13 protein-coding genes are annotated in these 13,725 nt (G+C 57.3%); 4 read left to right on the forward strand and 9 right to left on the reverse strand.

The features are described from left to right. The first annotated feature begins 14 nt into the window (after nucleotides 1–14). Nucleotides 15–1,235 (forward strand): tryptophan synthase subunit beta, encoded by a 1,221-nt coding sequence (trpB, locus tag HBN68_RS01375; RefSeq protein WP_169962261.1) that lies wholly within the window; start codon nucleotides 15–17, stop codon nucleotides 1,233–1,235. Next, nucleotides 1,235–2,044, forward strand: a complete 810-nt coding sequence (gene trpA, locus HBN68_RS01380) for a tryptophan synthase subunit alpha (RefSeq protein ID WP_094991704.1) — start codon at nucleotides 1,235–1,237, stop codon at nucleotides 2,042–2,044. Before trpB ends, trpA begins: the two co-directional genes overlap by 1 nt. A gap of 47 nt (nucleotides 2,045–2,091) precedes the next feature. Here trpA and HBN68_RS01385 read toward each other — a convergent pair whose 3' ends face one another. The 7 genes from HBN68_RS01385 to HBN68_RS01415 all read right to left on the reverse strand — a co-directional run bounded on the left by HBN68_RS01385 (nucleotide 2,092) and on the right by HBN68_RS01415 (nucleotide 9,525). Beyond that, nucleotides 2,092–2,736, reverse strand: a complete 645-nt coding sequence (locus HBN68_RS01385) for a methionine ABC transporter permease (RefSeq protein WP_169962263.1) — start codon at nucleotides 2,734–2,736, stop codon at nucleotides 2,092–2,094. Next, entirely contained in the window at nucleotides 2,726–3,850 is a 1,125-nt protein-coding gene (locus tag HBN68_RS01390) for an ATP-binding cassette domain-containing protein (RefSeq protein WP_169962265.1), read from the reverse strand. The genes HBN68_RS01385 and HBN68_RS01390 overlap by 11 nt, the downstream gene beginning before the upstream one ends. Before the next feature lie 2 nt (nucleotides 3,851–3,852). Then, entirely contained in the window at nucleotides 3,853–4,662 is an 810-nt protein-coding gene (locus tag HBN68_RS01395; RefSeq protein ID WP_094991707.1) for a MetQ/NlpA family ABC transporter substrate-binding protein, read from the reverse strand. Nucleotides 4,663–4,703: 41 nt separating this feature from the next. Beyond that, complete coding sequence (locus HBN68_RS01400) at nucleotides 4,704–6,065, reverse strand: LLM class flavin-dependent oxidoreductase (protein WP_169962267.1); 1,362 nt, start codon at nucleotides 6,063–6,065, stop codon at nucleotides 4,704–4,706. Further along, on the reverse strand, nucleotides 6,065–7,261 hold the full coding sequence (locus HBN68_RS01405; protein ID WP_169962269.1) for an SfnB family sulfur acquisition oxidoreductase: 1,197 nt from the start codon (nucleotides 7,259–7,261) through the stop codon (nucleotides 6,065–6,067). Before HBN68_RS01405 ends, HBN68_RS01400 begins: the two co-directional genes overlap by 1 nt. A 14-nt stretch (nucleotides 7,262–7,275) precedes the next feature. Next, nucleotides 7,276–8,517, reverse strand: coding sequence for an SfnB family sulfur acquisition oxidoreductase (locus HBN68_RS01410; RefSeq protein ID WP_169962271.1), 1,242 nt, complete (start codon nucleotides 8,515–8,517; stop codon nucleotides 7,276–7,278). Between the two features lie 243 nt (nucleotides 8,518–8,760). Next, nucleotides 8,761–9,525 (reverse strand): hypothetical protein, encoded by a 765-nt coding sequence (locus tag HBN68_RS01415; protein ID WP_169962273.1) that lies wholly within the window; start codon nucleotides 9,523–9,525, stop codon nucleotides 8,761–8,763. 673 nt (nucleotides 9,526–10,198) lie between these two features. On the opposite strand from HBN68_RS01415, the gene HBN68_RS01420 reads away from it, so the two are divergent. Next, nucleotides 10,199–11,131: an SdiA-regulated domain-containing protein gene (locus HBN68_RS01420; protein ID WP_094991712.1), complete on the forward strand. Its 933-nt coding sequence runs from the start codon at nucleotides 10,199–10,201 to the stop codon at nucleotides 11,129–11,131. 112 nt (nucleotides 11,132–11,243) lie between these two features. After that, nucleotides 11,244–12,164, forward strand: coding sequence for an SdiA-regulated domain-containing protein (locus HBN68_RS01425; protein ID WP_169962275.1), 921 nt, complete (start codon nucleotides 11,244–11,246; stop codon nucleotides 12,162–12,164). Here the strand turns inward: HBN68_RS01425 and HBN68_RS01430 are convergent. Then, nucleotides 12,158–12,820 (reverse strand): TetR/AcrR family transcriptional regulator, encoded by a 663-nt coding sequence (locus tag HBN68_RS01430; RefSeq protein WP_169962277.1) that lies wholly within the window; start codon nucleotides 12,818–12,820, stop codon nucleotides 12,158–12,160. The genes HBN68_RS01425 and HBN68_RS01430 overlap by 7 nt on opposite strands. 47 nt (nucleotides 12,821–12,867) lie before the next feature. After that, the gene (locus HBN68_RS01435; RefSeq protein ID WP_169962279.1) at nucleotides 12,868–13,587 is read right to left on the reverse strand and encodes a carbonic anhydrase family protein; all 720 of its coding nucleotides are present in this window, start codon (nucleotides 13,585–13,587) and stop codon (nucleotides 12,868–12,870) included. Between the last annotated feature and the right edge of the window lie 138 nt (nucleotides 13,588–13,725).

A 13,725-nucleotide genomic window follows, 5' to 3' on the forward strand; every position in this document is an offset into this window, starting at 1 on the left:
AGCTGGAGCGTCCCATGACCCAATCCAATTTGCGTAGCGGCCCCGATGCCAATGGCCTGTTCGGTTCCTTCGGCGGCCGTTACGTGGCAGAAACCCTGATGCCGTTGATCCTTGAACTGGATCGTGAATACGAGCTGGCCAAGCACGACCCCGAATTCATTAAAGAGCTGGCCTACTTTCAGCGCGACTACGTGGGTCGCCCCAGCCCGCTGTACTACGCCGAACGCCTGACCGAATTCTGCGGCGGTGCAAAGATCTACCTCAAACGTGAAGAGCTGAACCACACCGGCGCGCACAAGATCAACAACTGCATCGGCCAGATTCTGCTGGCGCGGCGCATGGGCAAAAAACGCATCATTGCTGAAACCGGCGCCGGGATGCACGGCGTAGCCACCGCCACCGTAGCGGCGCGTTTCGGCCTGCAATGCGTGATTTACATGGGCACGACCGACATCGAACGCCAGCAGGCCAACGTGTTCCGCATGAAGCTGCTGGGCGCCGAAGTGATCCCGGTCGTGGCCGGCACCGGCACGCTCAAGGACGCCATGAACGAAGCCCTGCGTGACTGGGTGACCCATGTCGACAGCACGTTCTACCTGATCGGCACCGTGGCGGGCCCGCACCCGTACCCGGCGATGGTGCGGGATTTCCAGGCTGTAATCGGCAAGGAAACCCGTGACCAAATGCTGGCGCAGGAAGGCCGTCTTCCCGACAGCCTGGTGGCCTGCATCGGGGGCGGCTCCAATGCCATGGGCCTGTTCCACCCGTTCCTGGATGACACACAGGTTGAAATCATCGGCGTGGAAGCGGCCGGGTACGGCATCGACACCGGCAAACACGCGGCCAGCCTCAATGGCGGCGAGCCAGGCGTGTTGCACGGTAACCGTACCTTCCTGTTGCAAGACGACGACGGTCAGATTATCGACGCACACTCGATTTCTGCGGGTCTCGACTATCCCGGCATTGGCCCGGAACACGCGTGGTTACACGACATCGGTCGCGTTGAATACACCTCGGTCACTGACGACGAGGCCCTCGACGCGTTCCATAAATGCTGCCGCCTGGAAGGCATCATTCCCGCACTGGAAAGCGCCCACGCGCTGGCTGAAGTATTCAAGCGCGCGCCGACCCTGCCAGCCGATCACCTGATGGTGGTCAACTTGTCCGGCCGGGGCGACAAAGACATGCAAACCGTGATGCACCACATGGAACAATCCCAGCAGGAGAAACACTGATGAGCCGCCTGCAAACCCGCTTTGCTGAACTCAAGCAACAGAACCGCGCCGCATTGGTGACCTTCGTCACGGCGGGCGATCCTGACTACGCCACCTCGCTGGCCATTCTCAAAGGGCTGCCGGCGGCGGGGGCTGACGTGATCGAGTTGGGCATGCCGTTCACCGATCCGATGGCCGATGGCCCGGCCATTCAGTTGGCCAACATTCGCGCCCTCGGCGGCCATCAAAATTTGGCCAAAACCCTGCAAATGGTGCGCGAGTTCCGTGAAGGGAATAGCGATACGCCACTGGTGCTGATGGGTTACTTCAACCCGATCCACCATTACGGCGTGGCAAAATTCATTGCCGAAGCGAAGGAGTCGGGCGTTGACGGCATGATCGTGGTCGACATGCCGCCGGAGCACAACAGCGAGCTGTGCGACCCGGCACAAGCGGCGGGTCTGGACTTCATCCGCCTGACCACACCCACCACCGACGACGCACGCCTGCCCAAAGTACTGACCGGCAGTTCGGGTTTTGTGTATTACGTATCGGTGGCGGGTGTGACCGGCGCCGGCTCAGCGACCACCGACCAGGTGAGTGAAGCGATTGAGCGTCTGCGTCGGCACACTGATTTGCCAATCAGTGTCGGGTTTGGCATTCGCACCCCGGAACAGGCGGCCGCCATTGCCCGTTTGGCCGATGGCGTGGTTGTCGGGTCGGCGCTGATCGACAAGATCGAAAATGCCGCCACACCTGAGCAGGCCGTGGATGGCGTGCTGAGCCTGTGCGCAGCGTTGGCTGAAGGTGTTCGCAAAGCCCGCGGCTGACCGGGACAAACCTGCTGGCAGGTTGTGCCAGCAGGTCATCGGACGGATTACCGCTTGTTGAGCACCCTTGCCAGACGGTCTCCCCCTTGCTGGATCACCGCCACCAGCACCACCAGCAACACAATCACGGTGAGCATCACTTGCGTGTCAAAGCGCTGGTAGCCATACCGATAGGCAATGTCACCCAGCCCGCCCGCACCGATGGCACCTGCCATGGCGGAGGAATTGATCATGGTCACCAGGGTGATGGTGAATCCGCCGACGATGCCGGGTAATGCTTCAGGCAGCAGGACATGCCAAATGATGTGATGGCGTTTACAGCCCATGGCTTGTGCCGCCTCGATCAGGCCGTGGTCCACTTCACGCAAGCTGACTTCTGCAATCCGCGCAAAGAACGGGGTCGCGGCGATGGTCAGTGGCACAACGGCCGCCCACACGCCGTACGTCGTACCGACAATCAGCCGGGTGAAAGGGATCAGCGCCACCATCAGAATCAAAAACGGGATGGAGCGAAACAGGTTCACGAACGCGCCCAACGCTTTATTCAGCGCGGGCGCCTGATAAATGCCGCCCTTGTCGCTGGTCACCAGAATCACGGCCAGTGGAATGCCCAGCACGAGCGCGATCAACGACGACACGCCGACCATCAGGAAGGTGTCGATCACCCCCTGCCACAAACGATCAAATGCCATAACCGACCACCTCGACCTGTTGTGCCCAATGTTGAGCGCGTTTACGCAATTCCTCTGCGCCCAGTGATACACCGCTGACACTGAGCAGCAGTTGCCCCAGCGCATGGCCCTGAATCTGCTCAACCCCGCCATGCAGCAAGCGCACCTGGCCGCCGAGTGCAGCAAACAAGGCGCCAAGGTCAGGCTCCTGCGCCTGCTGGCCCGTAAATCGCAGGCGCAGGATCACATCCGATTGCGCCGACACGGGTTGCGCGCTAATGCGCGCCTGCAAGCCTTCGGGCAACGCATCCTGTAGCGGTGCGAGCAGGGTTTTGCTGACCTCGTGCTGCGGGTTGCCAAACACTTGCCACACAGGGCCCTGCTCAACGATTCGTCCTTGTTCCAGCACCACCACCCGATGGCAGATGTCGCGAATCACCGCCATCTCATGGGTGATAAGTACGATGGTCAACCCAAGCCGCTGATTGATTTCGCGCAACAAGCCGAGGATCGATTGGGTGGTTTCGGGATCAAGTGCCGACGTGGCTTCGTCGCACAATAAAATGGCAGGGTTATGCACCAATGCGCGGGCAATGCCTACGCGCTGTTTCTGCCCACCGGACAGCTGCGCCGGGTAAGCCGTGTGCTTGCCTTGCAGGCCCACCAGCGCCAGCAGCTCGCGGACTTTTTGCTCACGTTGCAATTTGGGAACGCCAGCCACTTTCAGCGGCAGCTCCACGTTCTGCCACACGGTCTTGGCGGACATCAGGTTGAAGTGCTGGAAGATCATGCCGATCTGCCTGCGCAACGCCACCAGCGCGTTTTCATCAAACCCGCCAATGTCGACCTGATCAATCAGCACGCGGCCGCTGCTGGGCTGTTCAAGGCGGTTGATGGTGCGAATCAACGACGATTTACCCGCACCACTGCGGCCGATGATGCCGAAGATCTCCCCGCGTTGAATCGCCAGGTCGATGCCCTTGAGCGCATCCACCGGGCCTTGGCGTCCGTCATAGGTTTTGCCCACGCCGATAAAACGCACATGGGCGCGGCTTAATTCAGGGTGCAATTGAGTCTGGGTCGCACTGGGCGGCTGGACGTCGAGCCGCCCCGTGCGAGCAATGGCCACGCTCATGATCAGCCTCCCCAGCCCGGCTGGTACAAGGTGCCGTAGGTTTCATCCAGCGAGGCCTTGACCACCGGCGAGTGCTGATAAATGTCCACGAATTTGGCGATGCGCGGATCGTCCTTGTTCTGCGGTTTGATGACGAACTGAATCACGTACTCCGGGTGATCGAGGCCATCAAACAGCAGGGCGGATTGTGCATCGAACGTTTTGGCCAGACGGATGTAAGCCGGATATCCCTGGACCAAATCGGCGTCATCGTACGCGCGCACCAGTTGCACGGCCTCGACTTGCAAAATATTGATTTTTTTCGGGTTGGCGGTGATGTCGGCTTCGGTGGCTTTGTAACCGACACCCGGTTTGAGCGTAATCAATCCCGCCTTGGCCAGTAACTGCAGACCGCGACCGCTGTTGATCGGGTCATTGGCGATCGCCACTGTGGCACCTGCGGGTAGGGCTTCGAGGCTTTTGTACTTTTTGGAGTACAAACCGATGTTGTTGATGATCCCCGGTTTGAACGGCACCAGATCACTGCCGGATGCTGCGTTGGCGTTTTCCAGAAATGGAATGTGCTGGAAATAGTTAATGTCGATATCGCCCGCGGCCAGTGCGGTGTTGGGCACGATCCAGTCCGTGAACTCTACCAGCTCCACCTTCAGACCCTGTTTGTCAGCTTCAGCGACGGCTTTTTCCAGCGGCATGGCAAAAGCGGCCGTCGTGCCGACCTTGAGCGGGCTATCGGCGGCGTGGGTAAATCCGCTGAGCAGACCGAGGGCTAACACCAGTGCGTTGACTGGGTGAGTGATGTGTTTTTTATTCATGGGTAGGTTCCAGTCAGGGGGTGAAATTCAGTGACGCTGCTTCAAGCGCTGTGGCGGTAACCCGCGCCGGTGTGGCGTTGGGGCAGGTGCGCATCGCCTTCGGTAAACAGTTTTTGACGCAGGCTGCCGTGGTCGTAGGCCGTCTTGTACGAACCCCGGCGCTGCAGTTCGGGAATCACCCACTCGATGAAGTCCTCGTAGCTTTCGGGAGTGACAATGCGGGTCAGGTTGAAGCCGTCCAGGCCGGTTTCAGCAATCCAGGATTCCAGCTCATCGGCTACTTGTTCCGGTGAACCCACCACGGTCATGTAGCGACCGCCCAGCGCATGCTGTTCGAGCAGTTTGCGACGTGTCCAATCGTTGTTTTGCAGCACCTGGGTGGCGGACTGAATGGCGTTGCTCTTGACGTACTGGATCGGTTCGTCCAGTTCGTAGTCCGAGAAGTCGATGCCCGTGGAGCTGGAGAAATGCGCCACACCGGCTTCGGCGCTGGCAAAGCTCAGGTATTCCTCGCGTTTGGCGCGCGCCTGTTGCTCAGTCGGCGCGACGATCACGTTGAGCCCCATGAACACCTTGATGTCATCCGGGTTGCGCCCGGCCGCCTCGGCGCTGGCACGCACTTTATCGACCTGCTGCCGGGTCGCCGCTTTGGTCTGACCGCTGATGAACACGCATTCAGCGTGGCGTCCGGCGAAGGCCAGACCACGATCGGAGCTGCCTGCCTGAAACAGCACCGGCGTGCGCTGGGGCGAGGGCTCGCACAAGTGATAGCCCTCCACCTGATAGAACTCGCCGTGGTGCTTCACCTTGTGCACCTTCTCCGGCCGGGCATAGATGCGCTGCGCCGGATCGTTAATCACCGCGCCGTCTTCCCAACTGCCTTCCCACAGTTTGTAGAGCACCTCAAGGTATTCGTCGGCCTGGTCATAACGGCGGTCATGCTCAACTTGTTCCTTCAACCCCATCGCCTTGGCAGCGCTGTCGAGGTAGCCGGTCACAATGTTCCAGCCCACCCGGCCGCGACTCAGGTGGTCCAGTGTCGACATGCGACGTGCGAATAAATACGGCGGCTCGTAAGTCAGATTCGCCGTCAGGCCAAAACCAAGGTGCCTGGTCACCGCTGCCATCGCTGAAACCAATAACAAAGGGTCATTGACCGGCAATTGAATCGACTCTTTGAGCGGCACATCCACCGACTGCTGATATACGTCGTACACGCCGACGATGTCCGCAATAAACAGGCCGTCAAAAAGCCCGCGCTCCAGCAACTGCGCCAGTTCTGTCCAGTACTGGAGGGTATTGAATTGAGTGGAGTTATCCCGCGGATGCGTCCACAGCCCATGGTTGATATGGCCAATGCAATTCATGTTGAAGGCATTGAGCAGGATTTTCCTCTTGGCCATCAGATGGTCCCCCGCAGTGGTGGGTTTTCATCATTGAGGTAGTAATTGCCCACAGCGTGATACTTCCAGCGCACCGGATCATGCAGGGTGTGCACCCGGGCGTTACGCCAGTGGCGGTCCAGCCCGTGCTCGGCCAGGGTTGCCTGGCTACCCGCCAGTTCAAACAACGTACTGCCGGCGGCCAGGGAAATCTCCGTGCTCAAGGCGCGCACCTCGGCCACGGCGATAGATGCGGCGGCCACTGTCTGCGCGTTCGGGTTGGCCTGGGCAATATCAAGGAACTCCCCGGCCCGCTCCAGCAGGGCTTCGGTTGCACTCAGGCGCACGCTCAGGTGACCAAAACTTTTGAGGGTCAACGGGTCTTCGCTGGCGATGTCGGTGGTGGCGTCAATCCACGGGCGGGTTTTGGTGCGCACAAAGTGCAACGCGTCTTCATAAGCTGCCCGTGCAATACCGGTGTCGATGGCCGCATGAAGGATCTGCGCCAGAGGGCCAACCGTCGTCGGACGTTCGAAAGCGCTTTGGAACGGAATCACGTCTTCAGCGGCCACAAACACGTTGTCGAACACCACCGAACCACTGCCAGTGGTGCGCTGGCCGAAGCCACTCCAGTCATCAATCACGGTCAGTCCATCGCTGTCACGTGGCACAAACGCCAGATGCTGCACACCGTCGTCATCGACGACAGAGGTCGGGATGCGCTGCGCATACAGCGCGCCCGTGGCGTAAAACTTGCGCCCGGTAATGCGGAAACCATGCTCGGCCTTGGCCAGATGAGTGGTGCGCTCATGGGCGTTTTTGGTACCCAGCTCTGCCAGCGCATTGCCGAAACGCTTGCCCGCGAGGACCTCTTCGTAGAAACGCTGCTGTTGCTGCGGCCGACCATTTACACGCAGGACTTCAAGTGCATAAAAATGGTTTTGCGGGATTTGCCCGAGCGAGCTGTCGGCAGCCGAAATCAAGGCAATCACGCTGGCCAGCGTGGTCGTTGAAACCCCCGCGCCGCCATAGGCTTTGGGCACGGAAATGCCCCACAGGCCGGTGCGGGAAAACAGTTCGAGTTCATCGTGCGGCAAGCGCCGTTCGCGGTCGCGCAGGGCGCTGTCGCGCTTCAGGATGGTAGCCAGCTCACGCGCTACGCTCAGGGCCTCGGTGTCGCTGCGCAGCACCGGGACCTGTTGGGATGTCAGTGACATGGTTCTCTCCAGCGTCAGATCCAGGAATGCCGGGCAGGCAAGGTGCCGTTCAGGCGGTAGGCGCCGATGGCGTGGTATTTCCAGCGCACGGGGTCGTGTAGCGTGTGAACGCGGGCGTTACGCCAATGCCGGTCAAGGTTGAACTCCGCCAGGGTGGCGCGGCTGCCGGATAGCTCGAAGAGCTTTTCGCTGGCCAATAACGAGAGTTCGGTGCTCAGGACTTTGGCTTCGGCCACGGCAATTGAGGCCCGAGCGGCTGCCTGAGCGTCGACGGGGGAGGCGCTGACGTCATCCAGCACGCGTGCGGCCTTACGCAGCAGCGCTTCGGCGGCATGCAACTCAATGCTGAGCTTGCCAATGTCAGCGACCACATACGGATCATCGCTGTTGCGCTCAACGTTGGCGTCAATCCACGGGCGAGAGCGTTCGCGTACGAAACGGATAGTGTCGGCAATGGCTTCGCGGGCGATGCCCAGGTCAATGGCCGCCTGAACCAGCTGCGACACCGCGCCTTGAATATTCGGGCTTTCGTTAATGCGCCAGTTGTCGACCACCAGGTCAGCGTCAACGCGCACATTGTTGAGCAGCACGGTGCCACTGGCGGTCGTGCGTTGACCAAAGCCTGACCAGTCGTCCACCACGCGTAAACCCGGCGTTGCACGCGGCACAAAGGCAATGACTTGCTTGCCTTCGTCGTTTAGCGCTTTGACGGCAATCCAGTGGGCAAACCACGCGCCGGTCGAGTAAAACTTCTGACCGTTGATAACGAACGCATCACCCTCAGCCGTGATTCGCGCTTTGAGGTCGAGGGTATTTTTACTGCCGCGCTCCGGGCCGGCATTCCCGATGCGCCCCCCCTTCAGCACGCGACTAAACAGCTGCTCTTTTTGAGCCTGAGTTGCCGTATTCAGCACCAGGTTCAGGATTCCGACCTGATTTTGCGGGATCTGCCCGAGTGCCGGGTCGGCTGCCGAGATGATCGCAAAGACTTCGGCCAAGGTGACATAAGACACCTGAGGGCCGCCAAACTCGCGGGGAATGGTAATACTGCCCAAACCACTTTGGGTGAACGCCTCGATCTGGGACCACGGCAGTTGGCGTTGCCGGTCACGCTTGGCAGCCTGTTCGCGGGCCACCGCAGCCAGGGCGTGCGCAGCTTCAAGGGCTTCATTATCCGTACGCAGAATGTGCGCAGATAACAACAAAGGCGCGACGTCCTGGTCGCTGTGCAAATGTGCATTAGCCAAATCAGACATTAGTACCGCTCCTTGGCTGCACCCAATGCCCTGGCGTTACGCACAAGGGTGATTGTGTTACTGACCATACCTACCTCGCATCTCATGGGAGCGCCATTCAAACGGCGCGGGTAATCACTAGAGAGTCCGGTGGTCCGGTCTATATACCCTAATCGAGTATAAAAATTTTAAACACTAACTTTTAGGAATATGGATAGATGTTTCTCACATCCTTTTTTCTTATTTCCTACGGCGTTGTGCCGTCTATTCTCGCCAATTAGGCCTCGGCTCGGCTGCGCGCAACAGCTCGCGGGGTGCAGGGTTAACGTAACGTTTGTTGGCGCCGACCTTGATGCTGCGAGGAGGCGCCCAGCGCGAGTTGTTGCCGACGCGATCAATCACGCAATAGGTGATTTCCAGCTTCGGGTCTTCTCCGGCCTCCTGAATGATCTCGGGCGCCACGAATACGTTGACGGGTTTACCAATATCCATCACACGCAATTTGGGCACATCCATGCGAATGTCGCCCCACATCAGCGTGATGGCGTCTTCGACTGCCATGTTGGGATAAGGCTCGATGGTCAGCGGCACCCCACGCTTCATTTGACTTGGGTTGATCCCATAGCGCTGGATCGGATCAGGAATGGTCACGGGCGCCAATCCCTGATTTTCCTCACCGATGGCCTTTCCGCCTGGCGAATCCAGCTTTACCAAGACTTTGAGTTGAGTGGAAAGTGCAGGGCTGCTGCCGATATGCATGACGCGATAATAAAGCCGGGACGTACCGTTCTGAATGAAACTCTCAGGCACTCTAAGCTGGCAGGGCTGCCCCACATCCAACTTGCCAACTTGCTGGGAAGTTACATAACAGCCATCCCAGAACAACTCGATCAGGTCGCCCTCCTCCATATTTGGATAAGGCAGTATTGTAATGAACAACTGCTCGGCGGCTAACGCACAAATAGTGTTTTTATTAGTTTGATAAAGGGTGGGCGCCGCGAGCTTTTGAGTGTGCGAGGTGAACGGCATATAGAAACTCCATAATCATTTATTAAGTACATAACCGCGTACGCCAGAGCATTTACATGCCTGACAGGGAGGCAAGCAACGGATGTCGTTAGCCCTGAATTCGTGTGATTGTCGCGAACTCGATCACCCCTGCAGTCGGCGCAATCGATAGTAAGTACATGCACTGGCAATCTTTTTATTAGATAAGAGGCTAAGAAGGTGGGTGTCAAGTTAGAACTAAACGAATACACATGTCTTCGCGCTATTCGGAAAGATCCTACTTACGAAACGCTTCTGTCACTAGAAGTGTGCATGTGTAAGTTTAAAATCTACACATATGTAATGTGCGCTCGCACAAGTTTTAGTGTTCTAAAGCACAGTTAACATATTAGCCGCTTTAAATACTTTTCCGGATGTATCGCTTTTTTGTTATCGCGCGTATTTACAGACAATTCCTACATCGGCTTGAACATAGACCGCCGGGACGGTCTGAGTTCATGTTGGGCGAGCCACTCTAATATGGCGATACGCCATAGCTGAGTTTTTTTCGGCTTCCCTCTAAGCTGGTAGGCCACAGCTGAAATTTTTGTCAAAAATTTCACATGTAATATGGATAATCCCTACGCGAGAAAACCGTCTCTGCCGCCTGTTTGTATTATTTAGACGTAGCAAAAAATTCTGGAAGAGCACACCAATGCCCACCGATCCTCAGCAAAATCCGCCCGCCAGTCGAGCTTCCCGCTTTGTCTTGCGCTGGTATTACTGGCTTTTATTATTGGCAGTTTTGCTCTACGGCCTGATGATAGCGATGCACTGGGACGATCGTGGCGCGTTATGGGTGCTGGAGCGGTTTGAGAGCAAGACAGAACAGAATGAAAGCGTCTGGCTGCCTGATTACACGGCGGTCATCGATGCCAAAGTGTTGCCCGGCATGGAAAAAGATGAAGCGTCTGACCTTGCGTATTCGCCACTCACAAAGACGTTGTTTTCGGTCATGGGGAAAAACCCGTTTTTGGTCGAGTTAACCCTTGAGGGTGAGGTGTTGCGCAAGATCCCATTGGAGGGCTGGAATAACCCGGAAGGGCTGACCGTGATGGAAAACGGGTTGCTGGCGATCGTTGATGAACGCATGCACTCACTGTCACTTGTGAAGGTCGACGCCAATACCAAGCGCTTGAACATCGCTGATTTCCCGCAGTACGAACTGGGGCTTTCAAAGAATCAGAACAAGGCCTTTGAAGCCATTGCCTGGGACCCGCGCCGCCAACAATTGCTGTTGGGCGAAGAGCGACCACCCGCCATGTTCACGTGGAAAAGCGATGGCAGCCAGGTGCTCAGGGGTGACAAGCAAAAAGTAATCAGCGATGAGCTGGATCTGCGCAACCTTTCGGCTTTGAGCGTTGATCCGCGCACAGGTCATACGCTGGTGCTGTCAGCCGATTCGCACATGTTGCTCGAACTGGATGAGCAGGGTCAGCAAGTCAGTTTCATGACCCTGCTCGGCGGCTTCAATGGCTTGAAAGACACAATTCCTCGTGCTGAAGGCGTCGCCATTGATGAACATGGGACTCTGTACATGGTGAGTGAACCCAACCTGTTTTATCGCTTTGAGAAAACGAAGAAATAACCTATTGCTGCGTAGGATTTTTCTGTGAGGCGTCAGCGACCATTGTGGATTAAGGTTTAATTCATACAGCCGTGGTATTTACACGGCCTGATCTGATTTGAGTCCGCCCCCCATGCGCTGCACCCGCCGCACTACCGTTTTTATTATTAGCCTCATGATTGTGGTGTTCGTGGCCGCAGGCTTTGCTGCGCAGCACTTTCGCCTGTTTGAGCGAACATGGTTCAACGCCCGCCAACTGTGGGAACCGGTTGATCCGAATAGCATCAACCTGGGTGAGTATCAGGCCGTGCTTCAGGGCCAGAAGATTGATGGCCTTGAGGATGACGTATCGGCACTCACCTACGACCCGGTGCGCAAAAGCCTGTTCACGGTCACCAACAAGCAAGCCGAGTTGGTGGAGCTGTCGCTGGATGGGCGAATTTTGCGACGTATCCCGTTAATCGGTTTTGGGGATGCAGAGGCAGTGGAGTTCATTGGTCCGGATACCTACGTCATTACCGATGAGCGCCAGCAGCGTTTGATCAAAGTCCATGTGGATGACAACACCCACGTACTGGACGCCGCTGATGCAGAACAGCTGACGCTGGGCATCAACCTGTCGGGTAATAAAGGGTTTGAAGGGCTGGCGTACGACTCGGCGGGCAAGCGTCTGTTTGTGGCTAAAGAGCGTGATCCTATGCTGATCTACGAAGTGCGCGGCTTTCCTCAGTCCAATCCCCAGCAGCCGTATGCAACCCACGTGGTAAACAACCCGCGCCGCGATTCCCGACTGTTCGTGCGCGACTTGTCGAGCCTGCAATTCGATGAACGTAGCGGCCACTTGCTGGCGCTGTCTGACGAGTCGAAGCTGTTGATCGAACTGGACGTAGAAGGACGCCCTATCAGCATGTTGTCCCTGAAGAAAGGACGGCATGGCTTGAAGAAATCGGTCCCGCAAGCTGAAGGCATCGCGATGGATGATGAAGGCACGGTATACGTGGTCAGTGAGCCGAATCTGTTTTACGTATTTAAAAAGCCCTCGGCCGATCAGTGATCGGCTGAAACAGGTGCTGTGCGCTTGGGCAGGAACGGCGGCAAATACAGCGCCAGATATGCCTCGAAAACCCGCATGCCCTCTTCGGCCATACGCGGCGTAATGCTGCCATGAAGCTGGATGGAACGTGCATACACGCGATCCCCCAATTCCATCGCCAAGGTAAAGACGTCTACATCGTCGGGCAGGGCTGGCAGTTCGAAATGCCGGGAAAAGACGGTGTGGAGCAGTTGGCCCAGTTCCAGGTCGTGTTGGCGGTCGGCCTGAGTGACTTCAGTCAAACCATGTTGCGCCAGAATCAGCTGTCGCGCGGCCGCATCCTCGTTGTAAATCCTCAGCATGCGTTGCTCCAGCACACGCGCTAAATCGTGCCAGCCGTGCAGTTGTGCATGTTCGACAGGGGCTTGCAGGCAGCCACGGAAGGCCGCATGCACATCACTGGTGAGGGCTTCGAGCAACCCCGGCACACTGGAGAAAAAATGGTAGACCGAGGACGGAGGAATGTGCGCCCGCTCTGCCACGCTGTAAATGGACAAACTGGCCACCCCTTCGGTGGCAAGCAACGTGCGGGCGGCATCGAGTATTGCCTCAATCCGACCCTGGCTACGTGCGCGGGCCTTGCGAGGTGTTGCGCGTGAGGCGGCGGGACGCGTCATGGGTGTCTCCTGCGGGGCAGCAGGCATTGTACGAGCCGTATGAGCAGTTAGCCACTGACCCTCACCGTGCGTGGGCTAACCGGCTGGACCGAATGTGAGTCCGTGGGAAACATCAACTGAAAAGTCGCTATCTGCGCCTGCGACACCTCTACGGGAGTCTTCAAGAGATGCCAGCGGACCTTCTCAATGCAGGTTGGGTCAGGTAAGGCCCTTTTGTATACAAAGTAGTCGCGTTGAGCCGGCAGAAACTGTTCCACATTGAAATGCCCCAGCACGTAGGCATCGTCCTTGTGTCGAGGCATCACCCCCAATAACTGGGCCAGGCCGTTGTTTTCTTTTCCTTGCTCGAACTGAATGGCAATCACCGCCAGCGCACCTTTTTCATCGCGATGAACAAGGTGCGCAACCAGTGGGTAAATCCGGCCCTGAATGTGCTCTGCGCTGGGTGTATGAAAATGCAACTGCACAAATTCGTAGACTTTATTGCCTAACCTGAACTCACCTTTGGTGTCTGTAAGCACTTCCAGACTGTGGCCGTTATGCCTCACAGTGGCAGGCCCCGGGAGATAGCGGGTCTTCAATGCCGGCAAGTCGGCAAGCACCGCGCGCTCAATATTGATGGGCGCCTGCTGCTCCCCGGCGTTACACAACGCGTATTTTGGGTCCAACGCTGCCAAATTTTCGGCCAAGGCAGAGTGATAGACCAGCAACGCCAGTAACAAAATAAGCGCAGCCAAGCGGTGATGTTTGAGAGCTGAACGCTTCAAGACAAGATGCATAAAAAGGCAGTCCGATAAAGGTCATGGAGCGCCATACGTGAGGCTCAACAAGTCGATCATCTTGGGAGCTTCAGATGCATTTATATGTAGGATTTATCCTGTTGCTCATCAGAAAAAGCCTGAATA

This window comes from Pseudomonas sp. WS 5078 (assembly GCF_012985745.1).
Classification (GTDB): Bacteria; Pseudomonadota; Gammaproteobacteria; order Pseudomonadales; family Pseudomonadaceae; genus Aquipseudomonas; species Aquipseudomonas lundensis_A.